21 protein-coding genes, 1 tRNA gene and 2 rRNA genes are annotated in these 24,894 nt (G+C 54.3%); 6 read left to right on the top strand and 18 right to left on the bottom strand.

The genetic code is table 11. The features are described 5' to 3' along the window. Positions 1 to 219 precede the first annotated feature (219 nt). The 5 genes from K0I31_RS15360 to rimI all read left to right on the top strand — a co-directional run bounded on the left by K0I31_RS15360 (position 220) and on the right by rimI (position 5,838). Positions 220 to 3,112, top strand: a 23S ribosomal RNA gene (locus K0I31_RS15360). A 112-nt stretch (positions 3,113 to 3,224) separates the two neighbouring features. After that, a 5S ribosomal RNA gene (rrf, locus tag K0I31_RS15355) occupies positions 3,225 to 3,340 on the top strand. A gap of 1,497 nt (positions 3,341 to 4,837) precedes the next feature. After that, positions 4,838 to 4,914: transfer RNA gene (locus K0I31_RS15350), tRNA-Trp, on the top strand. A gap of 146 nt (positions 4,915 to 5,060) precedes the next feature. Continuing rightward, a complete protein-coding gene (locus K0I31_RS15345) occupies positions 5,061 to 5,411 on the top strand; it encodes a DNA polymerase III subunit psi (protein ID WP_220078922.1) in 351 nt (116 codons plus the stop codon). Continuing rightward, the gene (rimI, locus tag K0I31_RS15340; RefSeq protein WP_258406517.1) at positions 5,395 to 5,838 is read left to right on the top strand and encodes a ribosomal protein S18-alanine N-acetyltransferase; all 444 of its coding nucleotides are present in this window, start codon (positions 5,395 to 5,397) and stop codon (positions 5,836 to 5,838) included. The genes K0I31_RS15345 and rimI overlap by 17 nt, the downstream gene beginning before the upstream one ends. A 103-nt stretch (positions 5,839 to 5,941) precedes the next feature. On the opposite strand, the gene lipA is transcribed toward rimI, so the two are convergent. The 14 genes from lipA to leuS all read right to left on the bottom strand — a co-directional run bounded on the left by lipA (position 5,942) and on the right by leuS (position 19,997). After that, a complete protein-coding gene (gene lipA / locus K0I31_RS15335; protein WP_011866739.1) occupies positions 5,942 to 6,907 on the bottom strand; it encodes a lipoyl synthase in 966 nt (321 codons plus the stop codon). A 1-nt stretch (position 6,908) separates the two neighbouring features. Next, positions 6,909 to 7,559: a lipoyl(octanoyl) transferase LipB gene (gene lipB / locus K0I31_RS15330; protein WP_041406693.1), complete on the bottom strand. Its 651-nt coding sequence runs from the start codon at positions 7,557 to 7,559 to the stop codon at positions 6,909 to 6,911. A gap of 95 nt (positions 7,560 to 7,654) precedes the next feature. Continuing rightward, complete coding sequence (gene ybeD, locus K0I31_RS15325) at positions 7,655 to 7,921, bottom strand: DUF493 family protein YbeD (protein WP_011866737.1); 267 nt, start codon at positions 7,919 to 7,921, stop codon at positions 7,655 to 7,657. A gap of 134 nt (positions 7,922 to 8,055) precedes the next feature. After that, positions 8,056 to 9,228, bottom strand: coding sequence for a serine hydrolase (locus tag K0I31_RS15320; RefSeq protein WP_220072092.1), 1,173 nt, complete (start codon positions 9,226 to 9,228; stop codon positions 8,056 to 8,058). Positions 9,229 to 9,363: 135 nt separating this feature from the next. Beyond that, complete coding sequence (locus K0I31_RS15315; RefSeq protein WP_220078920.1) at positions 9,364 to 10,161, bottom strand: septal ring lytic transglycosylase RlpA family protein; 798 nt, start codon at positions 10,159 to 10,161, stop codon at positions 9,364 to 9,366. Then, positions 10,142 to 11,098, bottom strand: a complete 957-nt coding sequence (gene mltB, locus K0I31_RS15310; protein WP_258406653.1) for a lytic murein transglycosylase B — start codon at positions 11,096 to 11,098, stop codon at positions 10,142 to 10,144. The genes K0I31_RS15315 and mltB overlap by 20 nt, the downstream gene beginning before the upstream one ends. A 62-nt stretch (positions 11,099 to 11,160) precedes the next feature. Beyond that, on the bottom strand, positions 11,161 to 12,267 hold the full coding sequence (rodA, locus tag K0I31_RS15305) for a rod shape-determining protein RodA (RefSeq protein ID WP_011866733.1): 1,107 nt from the start codon (positions 12,265 to 12,267) through the stop codon (positions 11,161 to 11,163). Beyond that, the gene (gene mrdA / locus K0I31_RS15300; RefSeq protein ID WP_220078918.1) at positions 12,254 to 14,137 is read right to left on the bottom strand and encodes a penicillin-binding protein 2; all 1,884 of its coding nucleotides are present in this window, start codon (positions 14,135 to 14,137) and stop codon (positions 12,254 to 12,256) included. The genes rodA and mrdA overlap by 14 nt, the downstream gene beginning before the upstream one ends. A gap of 77 nt (positions 14,138 to 14,214) precedes the next feature. Continuing rightward, positions 14,215 to 14,685: a 23S rRNA (pseudouridine(1915)-N(3))-methyltransferase RlmH gene (rlmH, locus tag K0I31_RS15295; protein ID WP_041509028.1), complete on the bottom strand. Its 471-nt coding sequence runs from the start codon at positions 14,683 to 14,685 to the stop codon at positions 14,215 to 14,217. After that, positions 14,685 to 15,014 carry a ribosome silencing factor gene (gene rsfS, locus K0I31_RS15290; protein ID WP_041407387.1) on the bottom strand — a complete coding sequence of 110 codons (330 nt, stop codon included), beginning with the start codon at positions 15,012 to 15,014 and terminating at the stop codon, positions 14,685 to 14,687. Before rsfS ends, rlmH begins: the two co-directional genes overlap by 1 nt. Before the next feature lie 145 nt (positions 15,015 to 15,159). Continuing rightward, positions 15,160 to 15,801, bottom strand: a complete 642-nt coding sequence (gene nadD / locus K0I31_RS15285; protein ID WP_220078917.1) for a nicotinate-nucleotide adenylyltransferase — start codon at positions 15,799 to 15,801, stop codon at positions 15,160 to 15,162. Positions 15,802 to 15,811: 10 nt separating this feature from the next. Next, positions 15,812 to 16,843, bottom strand: coding sequence for a DNA polymerase III subunit delta (holA, locus tag K0I31_RS15280; RefSeq protein WP_220078916.1), 1,032 nt, complete (start codon positions 16,841 to 16,843; stop codon positions 15,812 to 15,814). Beyond that, positions 16,843 to 17,337, bottom strand: coding sequence for an LPS-assembly lipoprotein LptE (locus K0I31_RS15275; RefSeq protein ID WP_220078915.1), 495 nt, complete (start codon positions 17,335 to 17,337; stop codon positions 16,843 to 16,845). Before K0I31_RS15275 ends, holA begins: the two co-directional genes overlap by 1 nt. A 68-nt stretch (positions 17,338 to 17,405) precedes the next feature. Further along, a complete protein-coding gene (gene leuS / locus K0I31_RS15270) occupies positions 17,406 to 19,997 on the bottom strand; it encodes a leucine--tRNA ligase (protein ID WP_220078914.1) in 2,592 nt (863 codons plus the stop codon). A gap of 121 nt (positions 19,998 to 20,118) precedes the next feature. Here leuS and K0I31_RS15265 point away from each other — a divergent pair, with 121 nt between their 5' ends. Further along, positions 20,119 to 20,619: a zinc ribbon-containing protein gene (locus K0I31_RS15265; protein ID WP_011866725.1), complete on the top strand. Its 501-nt coding sequence runs from the start codon at positions 20,119 to 20,121 to the stop codon at positions 20,617 to 20,619. Between the two features lie 187 nt (positions 20,620 to 20,806). Here the strand turns inward: K0I31_RS15265 and lnt are convergent, their stop codons facing one another. From lnt to K0I31_RS15245, 4 genes are read right to left on the bottom strand one after another with little or no spacing between them, the layout of a single operon-like run. Further along, positions 20,807 to 22,405: an apolipoprotein N-acyltransferase gene (gene lnt, locus K0I31_RS15260; protein WP_220078913.1), complete on the bottom strand. Its 1,599-nt coding sequence runs from the start codon at positions 22,403 to 22,405 to the stop codon at positions 20,807 to 20,809. Positions 22,406 to 22,431: 26 nt separating this feature from the next. Continuing rightward, a complete protein-coding gene (gene corC / locus K0I31_RS15255; protein WP_011866723.1) occupies positions 22,432 to 23,307 on the bottom strand; it encodes a CNNM family magnesium/cobalt transport protein CorC in 876 nt (291 codons plus the stop codon). Between the two features lie 27 nt (positions 23,308 to 23,334). After that, a complete protein-coding gene (ybeY, locus tag K0I31_RS15250; RefSeq protein WP_434086900.1) occupies positions 23,335 to 23,808 on the bottom strand; it encodes an rRNA maturation RNase YbeY in 474 nt (157 codons plus the stop codon). Beyond that, positions 23,798 to 24,841 (bottom strand): PhoH family protein, encoded by a 1,044-nt coding sequence (locus K0I31_RS15245; RefSeq protein ID WP_144203653.1) that lies wholly within the window; start codon positions 24,839 to 24,841, stop codon positions 23,798 to 23,800. Before K0I31_RS15245 ends, ybeY begins: the two co-directional genes overlap by 11 nt. Between the last annotated feature and the right edge of the window lie 53 nt (positions 24,842 to 24,894).

Here is a 24,894-nt window from a genome sequence, read left to right as displayed (position 1 = left end):
CACACAGATAACTTGTTCTTGTTAGAGCGAGTGGCACGTCCGAGCGACGATGCTTGTTCTTTAAAAATTTGGAAAGCTGATAGTAATAATCGAAAGATTATTGCGAAAAATAATTGAGTTCTCAAAACACACTTTAATCAAGTGACTTGAGTATTCTTTTGGCGAAAGTAGAAACCGTTAGTTGCGATGCGACTCAGATGAAACTCATTTGGGTTGTATGGTTAAGTGACTAAGCGTATACGGTGGATGCCTTGGCAGTCAGAGGCGATGAAGGACGTAGTAACTTGCGAAAAGCGTTGGCGAGCTAGTAACAAGCATTTGAGCTAACGATGTCCGAATGGGGAAACCCGGCACCATAAGGTGTCATCACTAAGTGAATACATAGCTTAGTGAGGCGAACGAGGGGAACTGAAACATCTAAGTACCCTTAGGAAAAGAAATCAACCGAGATTCCCCTAGTAGCGGCGAGCGAACGGGGATTAGCCCTTAAGCCTAGAGGGTGTTAGTGGAATGTGTTGGAAAGCACAGCGATACAGGGTGATAGCCCCGTACATGAAAACTAACTTTAGGTGAAAACGAGTAGGACGGGACACGTGATATCTTGTTCGAATATGGGGGGACCATCCTCCAAGGCTAAATACTCCTGACTGACCGATAGTGAACCAGTACCGTGAGGGAAAGGCGAAAAGAACCCCTGTGAGGGGAGTGAAATAGAACCTGAAACCGTATACGTACAAGCAGTGGGAGCGGTTCTTGAGACCGTGACTGCGTACCTTTTGTATAATGGGTCAGCGACTTACATTTTGTAGCGAGGTTAAGCGAATAGCGGAGCCGTAGGGAAACCGAGTGTTAACTGCGCGTTTAGTTGCAAGGTGTAGACCCGAAACCCGGTGATCTAGCCATGGGCAGGTTGAAGGTTGAGTAACATCAACTGGAGGACCGAACACACGTATGTTGAAAAATGCGGTGATGACTTGTGGCTGGGGGTGAAAGGCCAATCAAACCGGGAGATATCTGGTTCTCCTCGAAAGCTATTTAGGTAGCGCCTCGAGCGAATACCATTGGGGGTAGAGCACTGTTAAGGCTAGGGGGTCATCCCGACTTACCAACCCTTTGCAAACTCCGAATACCAATGAGTACTACTCGGGAGACACACGGCGGGTGCTAACGTCCGTCGTGAAAAGGGAAACAACCCAGACCATCAGCTAAGGTCCCAAAGTTATTGCTAAGTGGGAAACGATGTGGGAAGGCTTAGACAGCTAGGATGTTGGCTTAGAAGCAGCCATCATTTAAAGAAAGCGTAATAGCTCACTAGTCGAGTCGGCCTGCGCGGAAGATATAACGGGGCTAAGCAATACACCGAAGCTATGGGTACTAGCGCTTGCGCTAGTGCGGTAGAGGAGCGTTCTGTAAGCCGTTGAAGGTGAAGGGGTAACCCACGCTGGAGGTATCAGAAGTGCGAATGCTGACATGAGTAACGATAAAGGGGGTGAAAAACCTCCTCGCCGAAAGACCAAGGGTTCCTGTCCAACGTTAATCGGGGCAGGGTGAGTCGACCCCTAAGGCGAGGCCGAAAGGCGTAGTCGATGGGAAACGGGTTAATATTCCCGTACTTCTGCTAACTGCGATGGAGAGACGGAGAAGGCTAGGCTAGCGCGGCGTTGGTTGTCCGCGTTTAAGGCTGTAGGTAGGGTACTTAGGCAAATCCGGGTACCTAATACTGAGAGTTGATGACGAGTCACTACGGTGATGAAGTAGTTGATGCCATGCTTCCAGGAAAATCTTCTAAGCTTCAGGTTAGCAGGAATCGTACCCCAAACCGACACAGGTGGTCGGGTAGAGAATACCAAGGCGCTTGAGAGAACTCGGCTGAAGGAACTAGGCAAAATGGTACCGTAACTTCGGGAGAAGGTACGCTCCTGTTGGTGATGAGACTTGCTCTCTAAGCTGACGGGAGTCGCAGATACCAGGTGGCTGCAACTGTTTATCAAAAACACAGCACTGTGCAAAATCGCAAGATGACGTATACGGTGTGACGCCTGCCCGGTGCCGGAAGGTTAATTGATTGGGTTATCTTCGGAGAAGCTCATGATCGAAGCCCCGGTAAACGGCGGCCGTAACTATAACGGTCCTAAGGTAGCGAAATTCCTTGTCGGGTAAGTTCCGACCTGCACGAATGGCGTAATGATGGCCACGCTGTCTCCAGCCGAGACTCAGTGAAGTTGAAATTGCGGTGAAGATGCCGTATACCCGCGGCTAGACGGAAAGACCCCGTGAACCTTTACTATAGCTTGGCACTGAACATTGACCCTACATGTGTAGGATAGGTGGGAGACTTTGAAGCGGGAACGCCAGTTCTCGTGGAGTCATCCTTGAAATACCACCCTTGTAGTGTTGATGTTCTAACTCTGGCCCCTGAATCGGGGTTGAGGACAGTGCCTGGTGGGTAGTTTGACTGGGGCGGTCTCCTCCCAAAGAGTAACGGAGGAGCACGAAGGTTGGCTAAGTACGGTCGGACATCGTACGGTTAGTGCAATGGCATAAGCCAGCTTAACTGCGAGACATACACGTCGAGCAGGTGCGAAAGCAGGTCATAGTGATCCGGTGGTTCTGAATGGAAGGGCCATCGCTCAACGGATAAAAGGTACTCCGGGGATAACAGGCTGATACCGCCCAAGAGTTCATATCGACGGCGGTGTTTGGCACCTCGATGTCGGCTCATCACATCCTGGGGCTGAAGTCGGTCCCAAGGGTATGGCTGTTCGCCATTTAAAGTGGTACGCGAGCTGGGTTCAGAACGTCGTGAGACAGTTCGGTCCCTATCTGCCGTGGGCGTTGGATGATTGAAGGGAGCTGCTCCTAGTACGAGAGGACCGGAGTGGACGAACCGCTGGTGTTCGGGTTGTCATGCCAATGGCATTGCCCGGTAGCTACGTTCGGAATCGATAACCGCTGAAAGCATCTAAGCGGGAAGCGAGCCCTAAGATGAGTCATCCCTAGACCTTTAAGGTCTCTAAAGAGCCGTCCGAGACTAGGACGTTGATAGGCAGGGTGTGTAAGCGTTGTGAGGCGTTGAGCTAACCTGTACTAATGACTCGTGAGGCTTAACCATACAACCCAAAAGGGTTTTACTGCAAAGTAAGTAATGGTTTTACGTAATCAAAAGAATACAAAGTACTTGATTGAAGTGCGAAGTCAAACAGCTTTCTAAATTTCCAATTTTGTCTGGAAACCATAGCATTGTGGTCCCACCTGATCCCATCCCGAACTCAGAAGTGAAACGCAATCGCGCCGATGGTAGTGTGGGGTCTCCCCATGTGAGAGTAGGTCATTTCCAGGCGCCTAATAAACGAGAAATCCCCAGCACCTTGTGCTGGGGATTTTTTCGTTTAACAGCTTTTGAAATATCTACTGGAACATGGGGAATATAAAGAGCCCGAACGTAGTGAGGTGCATTTCCATGTGAAGTAGGGCGAATATCGCGATAGCGATGTGCTTATGGCTGAAAGATATTCCCGACACTTTCAGCATTCCCTACATCCATGTAGTTCAGCGCGAAGCTTTAGCGGAGCTGGCCATGACAGGCGCCTAATTAAGTGAAGAAGCCACCTGAATAAGGTGGCTTTTTTGCGTTTGGGGTTTATGAAATTATCGGGTACCCTCTCGAAACCACCTTAATTAAAGTCAGGTGGCTTATTCACTTATGTAGGCATGAATGCCTACTCCCGACGTCGCCCCACCGCTAAGCGGGGTCTCCGGCTCGCAGCTTAGCTGCTTCGCGCTCCAGTCACCCATCAAGCTGCGCTTGATAAGCGGATGTCTTACGCCCCCATGTGAGATTGGATGAGCTAGTATTTGGCCATGACAGGCGCCTTTTCTCTTTATTCATTAGCCCCCTCAGCTCGCAGCCTAGCTGCTTCGCGTCCCAGTCACCCATCAAGCTGAGCTTGATAAAAGGGTGCCTTACGTTTCCATGTGAGATTTGGGGAATTAATATCTGGTATCTGGTATCTGGTATCTGGTATCTGGTATCTGCCTAGGAGCTGGCAATGCAAATGCCTTTCTTTTATGTGTAGCGACTCCTCAGTCCGCGCTTCGTGCTAAAAAGGCCTTGGATGTTGCGCATTCATAGCAGGACTTCTCTGCTCCATGTGAGAAACCTTTGGCGGATTCCATTTTTCGAGATATGACTAGATAGCGGTTTCCTAGCATTCAACCCTGTAATCTGTGCTTCAGCCGTCTAGTTAAAATGGACCTATATCTCCCTTTCTATCTTCATGCCTTTGTTCTATATCGACGCTTCGATGATTTAAGGCGAATGCCTTGTAGTGAGGTGGAGGGCTCGTAAGAACATCTGTTTTTGCGCTGTAGTTATCTAGGGCTGTCTTGGCCCTATTTGGCTCTCACATGGGGGGCTGAGTCGCAAAACACTCCTATATAGATGTAGTTGGATTGGGAGTAAGGTTTTTTGCTTGTGGTGTCTAGGATAGGAAGAGGAAGGTGCGGGTAGCAGGTCTCTATGTATTTGTCCCCTAATGCTAGTCTCGAAGAGGCTCGATGCAAAATTATGTAGGCTTTATTTTGGATGCTATAGGCTGGGCTGTTATTTGCCTACGAAGGTAATGGGGGATTTCAGGCTCGATATGCCATTAATCAGTGACGTATAACGTCATTAAAAGCAGGTTGAATGATGGTGTGGATGGCCATTTTTTGAGTGGGAAAGTGAGGATATGACTTAATATTCGCTATCTTGCATGAAAAAGCCGCAATTGAGCGAGTTAGCCATAAAAAGTCCTTTACCTTTGGGAGGGGTTTTAGCATAATTCCCCACGTCAACAGGGGTGTAGTTCCAATTGGTAGAACAGCGGTCTCCAAAACCGATGGTTGCGGGTTCGAGTCCTGCCACCCCTGCCACATTCTAGAGAAGCCGTTCAGAAATGAACGGCTTTTTGCTTTTCTGAGTTTTATCATTTCACTCAAGTTCATATAGTCTCTGGTCGTCGTGACACTCGCCTGGGCAGAGGTTATCCTTAAGGGGTTAGCATTTGTCTGGAGGCGATTTGGAACCGAGTGCATATTTAGATGCGATGGGTATAACCCGCTGGGTAGAGAAGGGAGCCGAGCTTCCCCTGTACCATATTCTTGTGGATCGAGGCGCGAGCGTCTCAGGTGACCACCCGCTTATCCGCCAGGTATTGGCGCTCTTTCCCGAGCAGGATAAGCAGGTCGTCGTCAGCGATTCGCTGAGCAGCACCAAAGAGGTGTTTTGGGATATGCGAAGTCTCAGGTTACCTAAGGTGGCATGTGCCATCAGCTCTGCACCTATAGCCGTTCTCGAGCAAGAATCTAAGGCCAAGCGCGAGCTATGGCAGCATATTTGGGAGAGCGATGCCTATGACGCTAACGCTTAAGACGCTGACCAAAGAAGACGCTCCTAAGTTGCATGAGCTGGAGTCGGCCTGCCATAGTTTCCCCATGTCCCTGAGTAACCTTGAGACCTGTTTCGGGCGTTTCTACCATGTTATCGGTCTCTATGATGATGAGACGCTGTTGGGCTTCAGCATTCTGCATCAACTCTTCGAAGATGCCACCCTGATGGATATCTGCGTCAGGCCAGACGCTCAGGGGCAAGGTTTGGGTAAGCGCCTCACCGAGGCGTTAATCGAGCTGGCAGCCACTCAGGGGGCCGAACGTATGATGTTAGAGGTGAGGGCCTCTAATGAAAGGGCAATCGCCTTATATCGCCAGATGGGCTTCGAGCAGACAGGAATGCGAGCCAACTATTATCAGCTGGAACAGGGCAAAGAAGACGCTATCTTGATGGAGCGTTTGTTCTAGCCGTTTGGATTTGTATTTGGGGATAAAAAAATAGCGCCGCAAGGGCGCTATTTTTGTTTCTAAGCGTTGAACGCTAAAGACAATTGCTTGCCAAGGTCTTAGGTTATTTAACCTCTTTACCTTGGGCCTGCAGGTCGGCGTGGTAGCTAGAACGCACCATAGGACCACATGCTGCATGGGTAAAGCCTATCTCTTCGGCATAGTCTTTCAGCTCGTCAAACTCAGCTGGCGGCACGTAACGCTCTACCGGCAGGTGGAATTTAGAAGGCTGCAGGTATTGACCGAGTGTCAGCATTTCAACATTGTGCGCACGCAGGTCGCGAAGCACCTCGGCGATCTCTTCGTTGGTCTCACCCAGACCCATCATCAGGCCCGACTTAGTCGGAATATGTGGGTGTTGTTCCTTAAATTTCTTCAACAGATCCAGTGACCATTGGTAGTTCGCCCCTGGACGAGCCTTACGGTAGTGCTTAGGCGCCGTTTCCAGGTTGTGGTTGAAGACATCGGGTGGCTCGGTGGCCAGGATCTCCAAGGCGGCGTCGATGCGGCCCCTGAAATCGGGCACTAAGATCTCAATCTTGATCTCTGGGTTGAGCTTACGGATCTCGCGGATACAGTCGGCAAAGTGCTGGGCACCACCATCACGCAGATCGTCACGATCCACAGAGGTGATCACCACATATTTCAGCTTCATGTCTCTGATGGTTTGCGCCAGTTTCACCGGCTCTTCGGCATCAGGCTTGAGTGGACGACCATGGGCCACGTCGCAGAAGGGGCAGCGACGGGTGCAGATGGCGCCCAAGATCATGAAGGTAGCGGTACCATGGTTAAAACATTCGGCAAGGTTAGGGCAGGAAGCCTCTTCACATACAGAGTGCAGACCGTTCTTACGCAGCGCCTGTTTGATGTCGACGATACGCTGGTTCGATGCCGGGAGCTTGACTCTCAACCAATCGGGTTTGCGTAGCATGGTTTCGCGCTCGGAAGGCACGACCTTGACCGGAATACGAGAGACCTTGTCGGCATCGCGTAACTTGACTCCGGGTTGTAATCTTTCAGGCCTACTCATATTAGTCTGTTAACCCTTGATGATGTTCTAGATGTTGATAGCCTAATTCTTGGCTAAAAGTTTGTATCAGTTTCTCGCCGGCTTCTTCGACGCTTTGTGGCCCCTTGAGCGGCTTACATTGAGCCATCTCTAATCCGGCATAACCGCAGGGGTTGATGCGCTGAAAGGGGGACATATCCATATCGACGTTTAGTGCCAGGCCGTGGAAGGAGCAGCCTTTACGGATCCGCAGACCCAGAGAGGCGATTTTGCGCTCCTCGACATAGACACCTGGAGCATCGGCCTTGGGATAGGCCTCGATACCATAGAGGGCGAGCATCTTGACGATACTCTGCTCTATGTCGGTCACCAGTTGGCGAACGCCTATTTTGAGGCGTTTGATGTCCAGTAGCGGATAGGCGACTAACTGCCCTGGGCCATGGTAGGTCACTTGGCCACCACGGTCGACTTGAATGACGGGGATATCGCCGGGGTTGAGAATATGCTCACTCTTGCCTGCCTGGCCTTGGGTGAACACCGGCGGATGTTCGACTATCCAAAGTTCATCTCGGCTCGTTTCATCGCGATTATCGGTATATTCCTGCATGGCGTGCCATACCGACTCGTAATCCTGACGACCAAGATGACGAATATGTAAAACCGTATCTTTCAAGGGCAACCTCTCCCCTCAGCGTTTAAGTGCGCCTATTATACGCGCGAAATCAGGAAATGTAAGGTAGATCACATTTCCTATCAGGAGGGCGCATCTTAGAGGACGCGCTTAACTCCTTCGATGGCCGCTAACTCGATGTAAAGCAGTTCGATCTGCTCTTTACTGTGAACCGTTACCTTGACGGTGATCGAGTGGTAGCTGCCTTTGCTTGAGGCCCTGGAGGTTGGCATATAGTCGCCTGGTACATGACGCTGCACAACGGCAACAACGTCATCGGCGAGTGTGTCTCTGGCGTCGCCCACGACTTTGAAAGGGAAGGCCGCGGGGAAGTCTAGGAGTTCATGAAATTTGGTGTCTAACATAGGTGTCTATCTCTTGCCTAACTTAATGGCTATAAAATGGGGGTTATTATACCTAATTCAAGCCTGAGAGGCTAAAAACAAAAAAGTCACCCTTAGGTGACTTTTTACTATCTCATGCATTTGTCGCTGTGAAATTAGTTAAACCAGCTGGCAAACATCTGCTTAAAGTAGTCCATCAGCTTGCTGAACCAGCTGCCTTCGTTCACCTCTTGCAGGGTGACCAGTGGGAACTGGGCAATGTCTTTGCCATTAAGCTGGAAGTAGATGCGGCCTACTGTCTCACCCTTGGCGATAGGGGCGGTCAGCTCCTTGTTCAGCTCGTAGTTGGCTTCGAGGTTTTTCGCCTGGCCACGGCTGATGGTGATGGGGGTATCTGTTAACACGCCAAGATCCACTGACTCTCTGTCACCGTACCAGATCTTCTGGGTTACAAAGCTGTCGCCCGCCTTGTAGGGGGTGATGGTCTCGAAGAAGCGGAAACCATAGTTGAGCAGTTTCTTGCTCTCGGCCTTACGGGCCGACTCGCTGGCGGTGCCCAAGACTACAGACACCAGGCGCATGCCATCTTTGGTCGCCGAAGTCACTAGGTTGTAACCGGCGCCAGAGGTGTGGCCCGTCTTGATGCCATCGACGTTCAGGCTCTTGTCCCATAGCAGACCGTTACGGTTGTACTGCTTGATGCCGTTATAGGTGAAAGATTTCTCCGAGTAGACGCGGTACTCCTCGGGTACGTCGCGGATCAGTGCGGCGCCCAGTAGCGCCATGTCGTAGGCTGTGGTCTTGTGATTTTCAGAGTCCAGGCCGTGGGAGTTCTCGAAGTAGCTGTCACGCATGCCCAGCTGCTTGGCCCAGGAGTTCATCAGATCTACGAAGCCATCTTCGGTACCGGCAATGTGCTCGGCCATGGCGACACAGGCATCGTTACCCGACTGAATGATGATGCCGCGGTTGAGCTCTTCGACAGAGACTTGCTTACCCACTTCGATAAACATCTTAGAGGAGTCAGGGAAATTCTTCGACCAGGCGTTCTTACTGATGGTCACCTTGTCTTGTGGCGAGATATTGCCCACCTTGATCTCGTGGCCTATCACGTAGCTGGTCATCATCTTGGTGAGACTGGCTGGGTTCAGGCTCTCATAGGCATTCTCTTCGGCGATGATCTGGCCCGAGTTGTAATCCATAAGGATAAAGGCTTTGGCTGCTACCTTAGGTGCATCAGGCGTAACAACGGGTGCCGCGTTGGCTGCCGTGATAGAGAGAGAGGAGACAAGGAGGAGTGTTTTCAAGCTATGATTCAGTAATTTCATATTATCAAGGCACGTCTTCTGGTTGAATGCAAAAATTTGGGCGCTATGTCGGGCGAGTATAACATTAGTCGACCATCGAAATCAGTGAAGGTTCCTTAATCTTAAGGAAAAGCGCACCGATTTCGGGTCGTTACCTTATTCGGTCACCAGATAGCTCTGCGGGTAGCCGTTTTGCTGCAGTGTCTGATGCAGCTGGGCAGCGATTTGCTGGCGTCCTATGGGGCCGAGTTGCAGGCGATAGAGATTGCCGCTCTGCTGGATACGAGTCTTCACCTGGTACTGGTCGGCCAGGGTCTGCGCCAGATGGTCGATGCGCCCCTTATCTGAGGAGGCGATCACCTGCACATAGTGAAGCTTGGTTTCCTGCAGTGCGGCCAAAGCCACCGACTCGGGGTTTTCGATGTAGATCACCTCGAGCTGCACCTTAGCCGTGCCCGTCTTGAGCATGTCGAGGCGATGCGCCGCGGCGTAGGAGAGATCTATGATACGGTTATCGTGGAAGGGGCCGCGATCGTTGACCCTTACCACTACCGACTTGTCGTTGGCCAGGTTAGTGACCTTCACATAGCTTGGCAGTGGCAGCGTCTTATGGGCCGCCGACATGGAATACATGTCGTAGGTCTCGCCATTGGAGGTGAGGTGACCATGAAACTTGGCGCCATACCAGGAGGCGATGCCTGTCTTCTGATAGCCTTTGCCTGTGTCGAGCACCCGATAGGTCTTGCCCAGTACAGTATATTCCTTGCGGTTGCCGCCGCGGCTGTAGGGCTCAAACTTGGGGTGAGCATCTTCTACCTTGGAGACGTCGGGCGCGTCGGTTGGCGCTAAGTCGTCGGCAATCTTATAGCGGCCGCTCTGCGACGAGCAGCCCGCCAAAACCAGTAGCAGGATGAAGGAGAGCAGTGACAGGGCGTTACTGTTTCGCATAAGCATCTTTGAGTTGTTGGCTAAATTGATACACCGCCATGGCGTACAGCGGGCTGCGATTGTAGCGGGTGATCACGTAAAAGTTGTTCAGTCCCAGCCAGTAATCTTTGCTGGCTTGCTGCTCAAGCTCGACCAGTAGTGCAGGTTGTTGCACGTCGAGATCGACATTCTGCGCCAGGGAGATGGTTGGCGACAGGATGTCGGCAACCTTGTAGGAGAGCTTCTCTCCCGACCAGGCCTTGAGATGCGCGGGCAGATGGTGAGTCGTCAGCGGTAGGGTGACCAGGCCGCCCTTCTGCCAGCCATGCTGATGGAAATAGTTGGCGACACTGCCGATGGCATCGACCGGATCGCCAACTAAGTCACGGCGGCCATCGCCGCTAAAATCCACCGCGAAATGACGGTAGCTGGAGGGAATAAACTGGCCATACCCCATGGCGCCAGCGTAGGAGCCTTTTAGCGAGCTCAGGTCCAGTTTTTCCTCTTTGGCCAGAGTCTGTAGCTGGGCGAGTTCCTTGCGAAAGAAGTCGGCCCGCGGCGTGTAATGAAAGCCCAAGGTGTAGAGGGCGTCGATCACCGGATAGGTGCCCATGTAGCCGCCGTAGAAGGTCTCGATGCCGATAATGGCAACTATGATCTCGGGGTCCACCTGATAGGTCTTTGCCGCCTTGGTGATGGTCGCATCATGGGTGCGCCAGAAGGCTAGTCCCTTTTCCAGACGCTTATCGGTGAGGAAGATGGGGTGATATTGAAACCAGGGCTTGGCTTCCCAAGGGGTGGTGATGGCGTCGATCACCTTCTGGTTGTATTGGGCGCTACTGAGAAAGCTGTCTATCTCTGCCTGGGTGAAGCCGGCGCCGAGTTGCTGCTCGGTGAAGGCTGTCTTCAACTCACTGATGTCACCCTCTTGGGGGATCACCTTGTCATCGGCCTGGGCCAGCATGCTGGCGCTGCCCAGCATCAGGGCGAAAAATAGCTGTGAAACTGGTTTCAAATCGTCTTCCTTTAACGGTCAATGAATCGTCTATGGGTATGTATGCTCATCAGAATGCCGAAGCCTGTCATCAGGGTCAGCATAGAGGTACCGCCGTAACTGATGAGAGGCAGGGGCACACCGACCACGGGGAGTAGCCCCGATACCATGCCAATATTCACAAAGACATATACAAAGAAGGTTAAAGTAATACTGCCAGCGAGTAAACGGGCAAAACTGGTTTGCGCGCGCGAGGCGATCACCAGGCCGCGGCCGATCACATAGAGGTAGAGGCAGAGCAGAATAAGGCTGCCGATCAGGCCAAACTCCTCGCCGATAACCGCGAAGATGAAATCTGTGTGGCGCTCGGGCAGGAACTCCAGCTGAGACTGAGTGCCGTCGAGCCAGCCCTTGCCCCAGATCCCACCGGAGCCGATGGCGATCTTGGACTGAATAATATGGTAGCCGGCGCCCAGTGGGTCCTTTTCCGGATCCAGCAGGGTCAATACCCGGGTACGTTGATAATCGTGCATCAGGAAGAACCAGAGCACAGGCAGCATGGCTAGCACGCCGCCGATGAAGCTGCCGACGATGGCCCAGCTCATGCCGGAGAGAAACAGCACGAAGATCCCTGAGGCCGCCACCAGGATAGAGGTACCCAGATCCGGCTGCTTGGCAATCAAGAGCGTCGGAATGAGCAGGATCACCCCTGCACCGGCCAGATAACGTTTCTTCGGCGGCAGCGGGAACTTACTTATATACCAAGCCATGGTGATGGGGAAGGCCAGCTTGATCAGCTCAGAGGGTTGAAACTCCATGAAACCCAGGTTGAGCCAGCGCTGCGCGCCCTTGTTGATCTCACCGAAGAAATGCACACCGAGCAGCAGAATCACCCCGGCGATATAGATGGGGAAGGCCCAGCGCCTGAGCACCTCGGGGTTGATCTGGGCGACAAACAGCATGATCCCCAGCGACAGTCCCATGCGAATCAGCTGACGCTCCATCAGCGCCATATCTTCGCCACCGGCGGAATAGATGACGAACAGGCCATAGCACATGAGTGCCAGCAGCCCAAGAAGCAGTGGCAGGTCGATATGCATGCGCTGCCAGATGTTGGGCCTATGGCTATGGGCGTTCATTGTGTGGGCTCCCGGCGGTTTCTAAGGGCAGGTTGTCGCGTAGCATATACTCATCCAGCAGGGCGCGGGCCACAGGGCCTGCATTGGCGCCACCCCAACCGGCGTTTTCCAGCACCACTGCCAGCACGATGCGCGGCGCCTCATAGGGGGCGTAGGCGACGATCAAGGCGTTATCCCTCAGGTGTTCGTCGATATTTTCTGCGTCATATTTTTCATCCTCGGCCACACTGAAAACCTGGGCGGTACCCGTCTTCATCGCCGCGGTATAGCCGGCATCGACGAAGCGTGACTTATGGGCGGTATCTCGCATGGCCTCGTTGATGATCTGCCAGTTGTGTGGACTCTTAAGCACCACTGGAGCCATCTTGTCTACCGGCGTGTCCACCTTGACGGTGTCATTCTTGATCGATTTCAACAGGTGCGGCACGAAACGTTCGCCCTTGTTGGCCATGATGGCGGTGGCGTTGGCCAGCTGCAGCGGCGTGGTGGTCCAATAACCCTGGCCGATCCCCACCGAGATGGTATCGCCGATATACCAGGGCTGATTGTATTTGAGGCGCTTCCAGTCCTTGGATGGCATATTACCGGCCGACTCTTCGAAGATGTCCACGCCGGTGCGCTCGCCAAAGCCGAACTGCTGCATGAAGTTGCTGATCTTATCTATGCCCGTCTTGTAGGCCATATCGTAGAAGTAGGTGTCGCAGGAGTGTACCAGGGCGCCGTTGACATCGACCCAGCCGTGGCCCCAACGTTTCCAGTCGCGATACTTGCGCTCGACGCCGGGGATCTGCCAAAAGCCTGGGTCCCACACCCGGGTCTTAGGAGTCACTACCTTCTCTTCTAGGCCCAGCAGCGCCATGTGAGGCTTAACCGTCGATGCCGGGGCGTATTGGCCCTGGGTGGCGCGGTTGATCAGCGGGCGAGAGCGAGCGTTGAGCAGATCGCTATAGGCCTTGGAGCTGATGCCGTGCACGAATTGGTTTGGGTCATAGCTGGGGCTGGAGACCATGGCCAGTATGCCGCCATCGCGGGGATCGATAGCCACGATCGAGCCGCGGCGACCTGCCAGCAGCTCCATCGCCTTCTTCTGCAGCTGAAGGTCCAGGGTCAGGTAGATGTCCTGGCCCGGCTCTGGCGCCACAGATTTAAGGGTGCGAATGGTGCGGCCGCGGTTGTTGACCTCTTCTTCCAGATGGCCCGGCATGCCGTGCAGCAGGCTCTCATAAAACTTTTCGATCCCTTGCTTGCCGATATCCTTGGTGGCGGCATAGTTCTGCCACTGGCCGTTGCGCTGCAATGCGGCCTGATCCCGGTTGTTGATGCGACCCACATAGCCCAGCACATGGGTCAGCAGCCCATCGTAGGGGTAGTGGCGTTTCAGGCCTGCGTCGATGGAGAAGCCAGGGAACCTGTGTTGGTTAACGCTAAAGATCGCCACTTCCTCCTCCGACAGGCGGTTCTTGACCGTGATCGGCTTGAAGCGGCGATGGTATTTGAGGGAGGCGACCAGGCTTTCTCTGTCATCCTTGCTGAGCTCGACGACCTTGGCGAGTTCATCCAGGGTCGCGGGGATGTCTTTAACCTTCTCGGGGATCAGCTCCAGCGAGTAGAAGGGCTGGTTCTCCGCCAGCAGTTGGCCGTGTCTGTCGTAGATCAGGCCGCGGCTTGGCGCCACAGGCACGACGCGGATGCGGTTGTCGTTGGAGCGGGTCTCGTAGTCTTTGTAGGATAAGACTTGCAGATGATAGAGGTTGCCTAGCAGTACGCTTAGCAAGACCACCACGCAGGCAAGAGTAAAGATGGCGCGGCGTTTGAACAGCGAGGCTTCGGCGGCATGATCATGCATGGCCATCCGTTTACGTGGCGCCAATTATACTCTCTCCGGCAGTATGTTGGTTGTCACTATCATCGTCTATCCCTCGATTGACTCGAGTATCGCGCGGCGCACTACTCTCTATGATACGGGTGGTTGTTGTTGATGCTCCAGGCACGGTATAGGCTCTCGGCCACCAAGACGCGTACCAAGGGGTGGGGCAGGGTCAAGGCCGATAGACACCAGCTCTGATTCGCCGCCTGTTTACAGGCGGGGGCCAGTCCCTCGGGGCCGCCGATAAGCAGGCTAACATCGCGACCGTCAAGTTGCCAGCGATTGAGCTGGGTGGCAAGCTCGGGCGTGGTCCAGTTTTTTCCCGGTAGATCCAGGCTGACGATATGATTTCCCTTAGGGATAGCCGCCAGCATCTGTTCGCCCTCTTTGTGCAAGATACGGGCGATGTCGGCATTCTTACCGCGCTTGCCGGCAGGGATCTCAATAAGTTCGAACGCCATGTCCCTGGGGAAACGGCGCTGATATTCTTCGAAACCTGTGGTGACCCAGGCGGGCATGCGAGTGCCCACGGCAACGAGTTGTAACTTCATTAAGCTGGCTTTTCAGACCACAGCTTTTCAAGCTGATAGAAGTCGCGGGTCTTGTCTTGCATCACATGAACAATCACGTCGCCCAGGTCGACCAGCACCCATTCGCTGCTGTCACGGCCTTCGACGCCATGGATATGTAGGTTGGCACGTTTGGCCTCGAGTACCACGTTCTCGGCGATCGCTCTGACGTGGGTCTTAGAAGTACCCGAACAGACCACCATATAGTCGGTAACATTCGACTTGTCGGTGACTTCCAGTACTACAACATCTTTTGCTTTTAAATCTTCGACCTTGTCGACTACAAACTGTTTAAGCTCGGCGCTTTGCACGCTAAATTCCTCATTCATTTTTAACAGCGAGGCAGTATAACAGGTTATGCCCCTAAAGTAATTGCTAATAGCGGTGCGCGAAATGCCTGTCTGCACCCTAATGGGCGTGAGTTTGGCTAAAGGTTGAGGCCTTGTTATCTGGCTGTTAGCGGTAGAGCCGATGGGCGGCGATATAGTCGGCGATAGCTTGCGGCATGGCATCGGTCGCCAGCTGATTTTGGGCCAGCTGCCGGCGAATCTCGGTAGAGGAGTAGGGCTGAGGTGTGATGGTCACCGGGAAGATGAGACCGGCGTAGCAATCGGACTCGGCTGCCCTATCAAGCCCTGTCTTGTCTGCGCGGCGAGTATTAAGCTGTGCAGCCATCTCGCTGTCATCACACAACGTCCAGCCCGGGCGTTGACAGACGGCGATATGACAGAGATCGAACAGCTGCCGCCAGCGATACCAGGTCGGCAGGCCGACGAAGGAGTCCATCCCCATGATGAACACCAGCTGATCCTGGCCGTGGGTCTGACGCAGGTGCTTCAGGGTCTCTACCGAATAGGAGGGCTGGTCGCGGTTTGCCTCTATATCACACAGCTTGAGCTGTGGGTATTGCTGACACACCAGCTGGGCCATCGCCAGACGATGCCGGGTAGAGGTGTTGGTGCCGTCCTTGTGGGGCGGAATATGGTTGGGCATCAGCCAGACTTCGTCTAGTCCCAGGGCGGCCTGTACCTCAAGCAATGGCTTGATATGACCATAGTGAATGGGGTCGAAGGTGCCGCCCAGTATGCCTATCTTCATCAGCTTATTCCTAGCCGAGTTCGATATGGCTAAGATGGCTATGAGCCTTGGGATCGTACAGCAGGCAGAGGTGACTCATGGCGGTCCAATCCTCAGCCCCCTGCTGCTTGAGCTTTAGCTCGATCTTCGAGGCGCTGGCCAGGGCTGTCTCTATCTGACTTAGGCTTAGGCGCGACAGCGCGCCCTGATACAGCCCCTTGCGCTTGTCCCAGATCCTGAACTGACTCCACAGACTCTGCAGCGGCGTTCCCGCCTCCTGAGCCTGCTTGAGCTGTAACAGTGTGGTCAGCTCCTTAAACTGGCCCCATAGCAGTATCGGCAGGGCCGTGCCCTCGGCCTGGAGCTGGGCCAGGATATGCTGGGCCTTCTCCTGTTGATTGGCCAGCAGGCAATCGGCCAGCTGAAACACGCTGAAACGGGATTGATCTTCGAAGTAGTTTTGCAGTTGCTCGCTGGTGATCTGGCTGCTGGGGCTAAGTAGCACCAGCAGCTGTATCGCCTGATCCGCCGCTAGCAGGTTGCCCTCATACAGATTCAGCAACAGCTGCTGGGCGTCAGGAGTCAGGTTTAGCCCTGCCTCGCGAATGCGGGTCTGTAACCAGCGCTGAAACTGTGGCCCTTCAGGCGTGGCGCAGGGGATATAAACCCCTTTGTCATCCAGCTGCTTAAACCATTTCGACTTGGTCTGTTCGCTGGCAAGCTTAGGTCCTGTGATCACCAGCAGAATATCTGGATTCACCTGCTGCATCAGACTCTGTAGCTGGCTACTGCCCTCGCTGCCGGGTTTGGCCTGGGGCAGGTGCAGCTCTATGATGCGGCGACTGGCGAACAGGCTCATGGTGTTCCACTCATCCTGCAATTCACGCCAGTTAAAGCCAGTCTCCTGAGTGAGCACTATGCGCTCCTCGAACCCTTCTCGCTTGGCCTGAACGAAGATCGCCCGCTTGCTGGTTTCACACAGCCAGGGATCGTCACCAAAGATCAGGTAACAGGGCTTGAGCGGCGAGAGCTGCTTGGCGAGCTGGTCCGGGTAGACGCGCATCAGTTGGTCTCGATAGAGGCCAAGATCTGGATGATCTGGTCGGCGGCCTGGATACGCATCTCTTTTACCAAGAGTTCCATCTCGCGGCTCTTTGCCAGTGCGGTGCGGGGATCGTCCAGGTAGTCGCGGTGAATGTCGACATCGAAGGCCTTAGCCTCGCGCTCGGGATACTGCACCGCGAAACGCACATGATAGTTGAGCTCATACTCCGCTACATTCCCCGTGGGGTAGAGGGAGAGGGTGCTTCTGTCCAGCGAGTCGTTGAGGATCCGCACGGTAGGCACGCTGGCGTCATCTTCCACCACTGTAATGCTGTTGAGACGCAGGCGTTCGCGCACCAGGCGGGTCAGCTCGCTGTATTCGTCCTGGCTGCTCAGGGTGAGCGTCTTAAGAGAATCTGGGATCGAGTAGCTGCGCTGAAGTTTAAAACCACATCCGGCGCTAAGCAGCACCGAGAGGGCTAAGATTGCAAAACATAAGCGTTTAATAAGCATAGGCTAAGCCATCTATTTCCATGTTTGATAAGACTCGGCCACCAGAGGTGGCCGAGTAAAGCGGGCAATTAGTTGGCTACGATATTGAGTAGCTTACCAGGTACATAAATCACTTTACGTACCGTCTTGCCTTCGGTGTGCTTGATAACGCCTTCCTCTGCCATACCGGCGGCTTCTACCGTGTCTTTGTCGGCGTCGGCGGCCACTGTTACCTTGGCGCGTAGCTTACCGTTCACCTGTACTATGATCAGCTTGCTGTCTTCGACCAGCGCCGACTCATCGACGACCGGCCAAAGCACGTTTTCAATCGTCTCTTCGTGACCCAGTGCCTGCCACAGCTCGAAGCTGGTGTGCGGGATGATAGGGTAGAGCAGACGCACCACGGCGCACAGGGCTTCCTGCATCAGGGCTCTGTCTTGCTCGCTTTCCATCGGCGCCTTTTGCAGACGGTTCATCAGCTCCATCACAGAGGCGATGGCGGTGTTGAACATCTGACGACGCTCGATATCGTCACCCACCTTGGCGATGGTCTTGTGCAGCTCACGGCGCAGCTCTTTTTGAGCGCTATCTAGTGAAGCAACATCCAGGGCAACGGTTGGGCCTTGTGACACATGGTCGTGGGCCAGTTTCCACAGACGCTTGATGAAGCGGTGAGCCCCTTCGACGCTCGACTCTTGCCATTCCAGGGTCAGCTCTGGTGGCGAGGCGAACATCATGAACAGACGCACGGTATCGGCGCCGTACTTGTCCACCATCTCTTGCGGGTCGATACCATTGTTCTTCGACTTAGACATCTTGCTCATGCCGGTGTAAACCAGTTCATGACCTTGGCTGTCGACGGCCTTGACGATACGGCCCTTGTCGTCGGTTTCGGTAACCTTGGCGTCGTTCGGCGATACCCAGACACGGGCACCCTTGTCGTCTGTGTAGTAGAAGGCATCGGCCAGCACCATGCCCTGGGTCAGCAGACGCTTGGCTGGCTCATCGCTGTTAACCAGGCCGATGTCACGCAGCAGCTTGTGGAAGAAGCGGAAGTAGAGCAGGTGCATACAGGCGTGCTCGATGCCGCCGATATATTGGTCCACCGGCAGCCAGTAGTTGGCCTTGGCAGGATCCAGCATCTGGTCGGCCTTAGGGCTACAGTAGCGGGCATAGTACCAAGAAGACTCCATGAAGGTGTCGAAGGTATCGGTTTCTCTGAAGGCTTCCTGACCGTTAACCTGAGTCTTGGCCCACTCTTTGTCGGCCTTGATTGGGCTCTGGATACCATCCATGACCACATCTTCAGGCAGGATCACCGGCAGTTGATCTTCAGGCGTTGGCATTACCGTACCATCGGCCAGAGTCACCATAGGAATTGGCGCGCCCCAGTAACGCTGACGGGAGACACCCCAGTCACGCAGACGATAGTTCACCTGACGCTTACCCTTGCCTTCGCTGGCCAGCTTAGCGTCGATGGCATCGAACGCCGCCTGGAAGTCCAGGCCGTCAAGCTCTGGGAATGAGTCGCCAGAGTTAAACAGGATCCCCTTCTCTGTGTAGGCTTCTTCGCTGATATCCAGCTCGCCATCTGCAGGCTTGATCACGCCTTCGATCGGCAGGCCATACTTAGTGGCAAATTCGTAGTCGCGCTGGTCGTGACCCGGTACCGACATCACGGCGCCAGTACCATAGTTCATCAGCACGAAGTTAGCGGCCCAGATAGGCACCAGCTTGCCTGTCAGCGGGTGGATGGCCTTAAGGCCTGTGTCGACACCCTTCTTCTCCATGGCGGCCATGGCGGCTTCTGTGGTGTCGGCGTTCTTGCACTCTTCGATAAACTCGGCCAGCACAGGGTTGTTCTCTGCTGCTTGCTGCGCCAGCGGGTGACCGGCGGCGATCGCCACATAAGTCACGCCCATTACTGTGTCTGGGCGAGTGGTGTAGATGTCGAAGCTCTGATCGCTACCCTCGACCTGGAAGGTCATCTCGATGCCTTCGCTGCGGCCGATCCAGTTGCGCTGCATCGTCTTCACCTGCTCTGGCCATTCGTCCAGCTGGTCGATGTCGTTCAGCAGTTCTTCGGCGTAGTCGGTGATCTTGATGAACCACTGCGGGATCTCTTTTTGCACCACCTGGGTGTCACAGCGCCAGCAGCAGCCGTCTTGTACTTGCTCGTTGGCCAGTACGGTTTCATCGTTTGGACACCAGTTAACCGAGGCGGTCTTCTTGTAGACCAGGCCCTTTTCGTACAGCTTGGTGAAGAACCACTGCTCCCAGCGGTAGTATTCAGGTGTACAGGTGGCGATCTCACGGCTCCAGTCGTAGCCGAAACCCAGCATCTTCAGCTGGTTTTTCATGTAATCGATGTTTTCATAGGTCCAAGGGGCCGGCGCCGTCTTGTTGTTGATGGCGGCGTTCTCAGCAGGCAGACCGAAAGAGTCCCAACCTATGGGTTGTAATACGTTTTTTCCTTGCAGACGCTGGTAACGGGCAACGACATCGCCTATGGTGTAGTTGCGGACATGGCCCATATGCAGTCGGCCAGAAGGGTATGGAAACATAGAGAGACAGTAAAACTTCTCTTTGCTTTCGTCCTCGGTTACTTCAAATGTTTTAGTGTCTTGCCAGTGCTGCTGCACCTTAGCTTCAATCTCTGAAGGTAGATATTGCTCTTGCATTGATGATTCCCGGCCATGCCGCCTATTTATTTGATCTTGCGCATCTTGCGCGCGAGTTAGATCTGCATAGAATAAACTAGAAGTGAGTCATTAAAAAGGTTCGCATGAAGGAGTATTGAACATGAGTGAAAGAAGTACCGAGTTGCTAGCGCTTTACCAGGCCCTATTCGAGCAGGTGAAATCGGATTTCTCTGAAGATAACTCAATGACTGCAAAGGAATTATATAAGACTGTCACGGCGAGTAAGGAGTTCTTGCTGCTTAAGGAGCAGGCCAAGGAGGAGGAGCTTGCCCTGGTAGAAGAATTTTTAAAGCGTGATATCGGCAGCTACCTGGCCGAAAAGAACGCCACGGATCTCAGCCACAGCCCCACAGTCATCGCCGCCGAGAACACCCTGTGGCATTGGCTGAGTGAGATCACCGACAGGAGCCAGGTGGAGTGGCACGAGGTGACCCAGGACTTCAAACATCACGGCTATTATCAGAGCGGTGAGATTGTAGGTCAGGGAGTAATGGTCTGCACCGGCTGCGGCCATGAGATGCGCATCGAATTCCCCGGGGTGATCCCCGACTGCCCCGAGTGCGATGGCGATCAGTTTACCCGTGAGGCGCTGGCACCTTAATTTGCTGAGCGCTTGATGCTTGAGTGCCTACCTGATGTTTTCAGGGGCTCATCCCTTGAGCGCCCGACGCAAAAGTATCTAACCAGAGTTGTGAGTATGACCGGCTCATAAAAAATCCCCGCGATAGCGGGGATTTTTGTATCTGTTCGAAATTTTTTGGAGGGCCAGGCTAGAGCTGAAGCTAGAGCTAGAGCCTGAGTCTACGGGGCACGGCACCGATTAAGATGATGGTGCACAGCAGCAGGAGCGGCGTCTGGCCCCAGCGGGCAAAGCCTGTGCTGCCGGACACCAGCGGCACCTCGGCCTTGAGCACCCCAGTCTCAAACTGTGGCAGGCTGTGGGTGATCTTGCCCTGTGAGTCAACCACGGCGGTGACACCATTGTTGGTGGCTCTTAGTAGCGGCCTGCCCAGCTCGATGGCGCGCATCTGGGCGATCTCCATGTGCTGCAACGGCCCATTTGAGCGGCCGAACCAGGCATCGTTGGAGACGGTAAGCAGCAGCTCTGTACCGGCATTGACGTTAGCCCTGAGCTGCTCCGGGAAGGCGATTTCATAACAGATGGCCGGCGCCAGCTGATGCCCCACGGCGTCGAGGTTAGGCTGCTGGAAGTCGCCTCTGGCGAATGAGGACATGGGCAGATTAAAGAAGGGGGCCAGGGGCCTGAGCAGATCTTCCAGCGGCACAAACTCGCCTATGGGCAGCAGGTGATGCTTGCGAAACTCGTTGCTGCCATCGCCGCGATAATCGGCGCTCTCTTGTTGTAGCTGCTGGTGGTTACCCAGGACGATCAGCGAGTTATAGAAGCGATTCTGCTGCTTGCTGATGATGCCCGTGATGATGGCGCTGTTATTCAGGTTGGCGACCTTGTTGGCGTTGTCGAGAAACTCTTCCACCATATACTCGGGGGCGGGGATCGCTGCCTCAGGCCAGATAAACAGATCTGTGTCGGCCAGCGACGGCCTTGAGAGATCCATATACTTAATCATGGTTGGCCAGAGCGCCTCGGGCTGCCATTTCATGCTCTGGGCGATGTTGCCCTGCACCAGCGCCACCTTGACCGATTTGCCTGTCGGGGTAATGGGGGAGAATTGCGCGCTGGCAAATGCCCCCAGGCCGGCAAGGGCGGTGATAAGGAGCAGCGGTGCTGCTCGCAAGCTAAATGAGCTCACCCCATTTGAGCTCACTCCATTTGAGCCTTGCCCATCAGCACGATGGGTAAAGGCAAGGGCTAAGGCGCCGGCGATCATGGCTAGTACCAGGCTGAGCCCCAGGGCGCCTATGTTGCTGGCAAGGGGCGCCAGCGGTCCATTGGTTTGGCTATAGCCGCCCCAGAGCCAGGGGAATCCGGTCAGCACCCAACCTCTGGCCCACTCGGTCAGCACCCAGGCGGCGGGGAAGACGGCGAGAAAGCGCAGTGTGAGCGACTTAGGCACCAGCTTGATGCTGAGGTAGGCCGCCAGCGCCGGGTAGAGCGCCAGGTAGAGGGCCAGGATGGCCATCAGGCCCAGTGAGGCGATAAGCGGCAGGCCACCGTAGGTGTCTATGCTGACATGCACCCAGCTGATCCCCACAGAGAAACAGCCAAAGCCAAAGCTCAGCCAGTAGAGAAATGTCTGCTTCGGGGTAAGCCGGCGGCTGTGCCCGAGGGCGAACGCCATGGCCAGCGGATAGATGGGCCAAAGTGCATAGGGGGCGAAAGCCAGTGCGGTACTGGCACCCGCCAGATAGGCGAGTACCAGCCGTATTACAGGATGATGGGCAATTGCCCTAAGTCGTAGCAGCATTATAGCCTCATCAGGGGACCGAAGGTTTACGCGTTTTCTTCTTCGGTCTGGGGATCGGGAAGTTTCACCCTGAGCTGAACCAGCCTGCGGGTGTCGGCGCTAATCACCTTAAATTCAATCTCATCTATGGTGATCTTCTCGTTGCGCTCGGGCAGGTGGCCAAAGGCGTGGGAGACCAGGCCGCCGACGGTATCGAACTCTTCGTCACTAAACTGAGTGCCAAAGGTCTCGTTGAAGTCGTCGATAGGGGTCAGTGCCTTGACCATGTAGATCTGTTTGCCCACCTTGCGGATCTCTGTCTCTTCGGCGGAGTCGTGATCGAACTCATCTTCAATCTCGCCGACGATCTCTTCGAGAATATCCTCGATGGTGACCAGACCGGAAACGCCACCATATTCATCGACGACGATCGCCATATGGTAACGCTGGGAACGGAATTCCTTCAGGAGCACGTCGACACGTTTGCTCTCTGGCACCACGACGGCCGGACGGATCACCTGCTCGAGGGAAAAGGGCTCGTCGTTATTTTTAAAGCCATACTGCAACAGGTCTTTAGCCAGCAGTATGCCTTCGATATGATCTTTATCTTCGTTGACCACGGGGAAGCGGGAATGGGCCGAGCCGATTACGGTCGACAGCAGCTCCTCTACCGTGTTGTCTATTTTTAGCGCCACAATTTGTGCCCGTGGGATCATGATGTCACGCACGCGCAGATCGGAGACTTCTAAAACACCTTTAATCATTTCGCGCGTGTCTTCGCTGATCACTTCTCTCTGTTCAGCGTCGTGGATCACCTCCACTAACTCGTCGCGACTCTGTGGTTCGCCCTGGAATAACTGACTTACTTTTTCAAACCAGCCCTTCTTATGGGCGTTGCTACTCGGTGGGTTATCGTCACTCATAGTAATTTCCTGACCAGAATTGGCCGGCTATTGCTCCTTGTAAGGATTGGGAAATCCCAAACTTTCAATAAGTTGAGTCTCTAAAGACTCCATTTCTTCTGCTTCGCTATCGATAATATGATCATACCCTAGCAGATGCAGACAACCATGTACAACCATGTGGGCCCAGTGGGCTGTAAGGCTTTTTCCTTGGATCTCAGCCTCCTGTTCGACCACAGGCACACAGATCACCAGGTCGCCCAGTAGAGGCAGTTCAACCTCCGGCGGCGACTCGAACGGGAATGATAGCACATTTGTCGGCTTGTCTTTGCCTCTATAGGTATGATTTAACTGCTGACTTTCCGCCTCATCCACCAGGCGTATGGTCATCTCAGCCTCGGGCATAACGTTGCCAAGGGCCAGACGTACCCAAGACTCGAACTCTTCCTGGGTCGGCAGCTGCTCGGTCTGGGTCGCAACCTGTAGATCCAGGTGCAGTGCAATTGGGCTATCAGGCATCATGGTGCTTAGGCTCCTCTGCCTTAAACTGGCTTTCGCGCTTGGCCTTTTCGCTGGCGACTTTTTGATCGTGCGCCTCATAGGCCTCGACGATACGGGCTACCACTGGGTGGCGCACCACATCCTTGGCCTGGAAGAAGTTAAAGCTGACCTCGTCGACTTCGCTAAGGACCTCGATTGCATGGCGCAGACCAGACTTCTGATGCTTGGGCAGGTCGATCTGGGTGATGTCACCGGTGATCACGGCGCGGGAGTTGAAGCCGATACGGGTGAGGAACATCTTCATCTGCTCTACGGTGGTGTTCTGGCTCTCATCCAGGATGATGAAGGCATCATTCAGGGTACGGCCACGCATGTAGGCCAGGGGCGCGACTTCGATGACGCTGCGCTCGATCAGGCGCTCGACCTTCTCGAATCCCATCATCTCAAACAGGGCGTCATACAGGGGACGCAGATAAGGGTCGACCTTCTGGCTGAGATCGCCGGGCAGGAAGCCGAGCTTCTCGCCGGCCTCGACCGCTGGGCGGGTCAGCAGTATGCGTCTCACTTCCTGACGCTCCAGGGCATCGACCGCCGCGGCGACCGCCAGGTAGGTCTTACCCGTACCGGCCGGACCAATACCGAAGGTGATGTCGTGGCGCACTATGTTGGCCACATAATCGCTCTGGTTGGGGTTGCGGGGCTTGACCACACCGCGCTTGGTCTTGATATAGAGCTCTTTGTCGTCGCGGGGGGCGTCGGCCTCCAGGGCGATCGCCTCTTGTATCGCCATGTGCACCTTATCGGGCTCCAGGTCTGGCGTGCTGCCGCGTACTGGCTGCGTCTCGATATAGAGTTCTTTGAGCAGGTTATTGACCGTCAGGCAGTTGCGGGCCTGACCGACAATTTGAAAATGGTTATTGCGATAGTTGATCTCGACGCCGATGCGACGCTCGAGTTGTTTGATGTTGTCATCAAAGGGGCCGCAGAGCGACGCTAGCCTACGGGTATCAGACGGCTCGAGATACAGATTGAGCGTGGTGAGTTTGTTTGACAAAAATAGCTCCAGTTGCGTTTGTCGTGAATGCGTGTGCCATCGGGGGTCATGCC

The sequence above is a fragment of the Shewanella spartinae genome, assembly GCF_019457555.1.
Classification (GTDB): domain Bacteria; phylum Pseudomonadota; class Gammaproteobacteria; order Enterobacterales; family Shewanellaceae; genus Shewanella; species Shewanella loihica.
Note: the sequence above shows the minus strand (reverse complement) of the source record. Positions and strands in the feature narration are given on the sequence as shown.

Coding starts and splice junctions, on each gene's coding strand:
- K0I31_RS15275 (WP_220078915.1), bottom strand. CDS start 17,337: ATGCTTATTAAACGCTTATGTTTTGCAATCTTAGCCCTCTCGGTGCTG.
- rimI (WP_258406517.1), top strand. CDS start 5,395: ATGACGCTAACGCTTAAGACGCTGACCAAAGAAGACGCTCCTAAGTTG.
- mltB (WP_258406653.1), bottom strand. CDS start 11,098: ATGCTGGCCCAGGCCGATGACAAGGTGATCCCCCAAGAGGGTGACATC.
- rodA (WP_011866733.1), bottom strand. CDS start 12,267: ATGAACGCCCATAGCCATAGGCCCAACATCTGGCAGCGCATGCATATC.
- ybeY (WP_434086900.1), bottom strand. CDS start 23,808: ATGATGCCTGATAGCCCAATTGCACTGCACCTGGATCTACAGGTTGCG.
- K0I31_RS15265 (WP_011866725.1), top strand. CDS start 20,119: ATGAGTGAAAGAAGTACCGAGTTGCTAGCGCTTTACCAGGCCCTATTC.
- ybeD (WP_011866737.1), bottom strand. CDS start 7,921: ATGTTAGACACCAAATTTCATGAACTCCTAGACTTCCCCGCGGCCTTC.
- holA (WP_220078916.1), bottom strand. CDS start 16,843: ATGCGCGTCTACCCGGACCAGCTCGCCAAGCAGCTCTCGCCGCTCAAG.
- leuS (WP_220078914.1), bottom strand. CDS start 19,997: ATGCAAGAGCAATATCTACCTTCAGAGATTGAAGCTAAGGTGCAGCAG.
- K0I31_RS15315 (WP_220078920.1), bottom strand. CDS start 10,161: ATGCTTATGCGAAACAGTAACGCCCTGTCACTGCTCTCCTTCATCCTG.
- corC (WP_011866723.1), bottom strand. CDS start 23,307: ATGAGTGACGATAACCCACCGAGTAGCAACGCCCATAAGAAGGGCTGG.
- K0I31_RS15320 (WP_220072092.1), bottom strand. CDS start 9,228: ATGAAATTACTGAATCATAGCTTGAAAACACTCCTCCTTGTCTCCTCT.
- lnt (WP_220078913.1), bottom strand. CDS start 22,405: ATGCTGCTACGACTTAGGGCAATTGCCCATCATCCTGTAATACGGCTG.
- lipA (WP_011866739.1), bottom strand. CDS start 6,907: ATGAGTAGGCCTGAAAGATTACAACCCGGAGTCAAGTTACGCGATGCC.
- rlmH (WP_041509028.1), bottom strand. CDS start 14,685: ATGAAGTTACAACTCGTTGCCGTGGGCACTCGCATGCCCGCCTGGGTC.
- nadD (WP_220078917.1), bottom strand. CDS start 15,801: ATGAAGATAGGCATACTGGGCGGCACCTTCGACCCCATTCACTATGGT.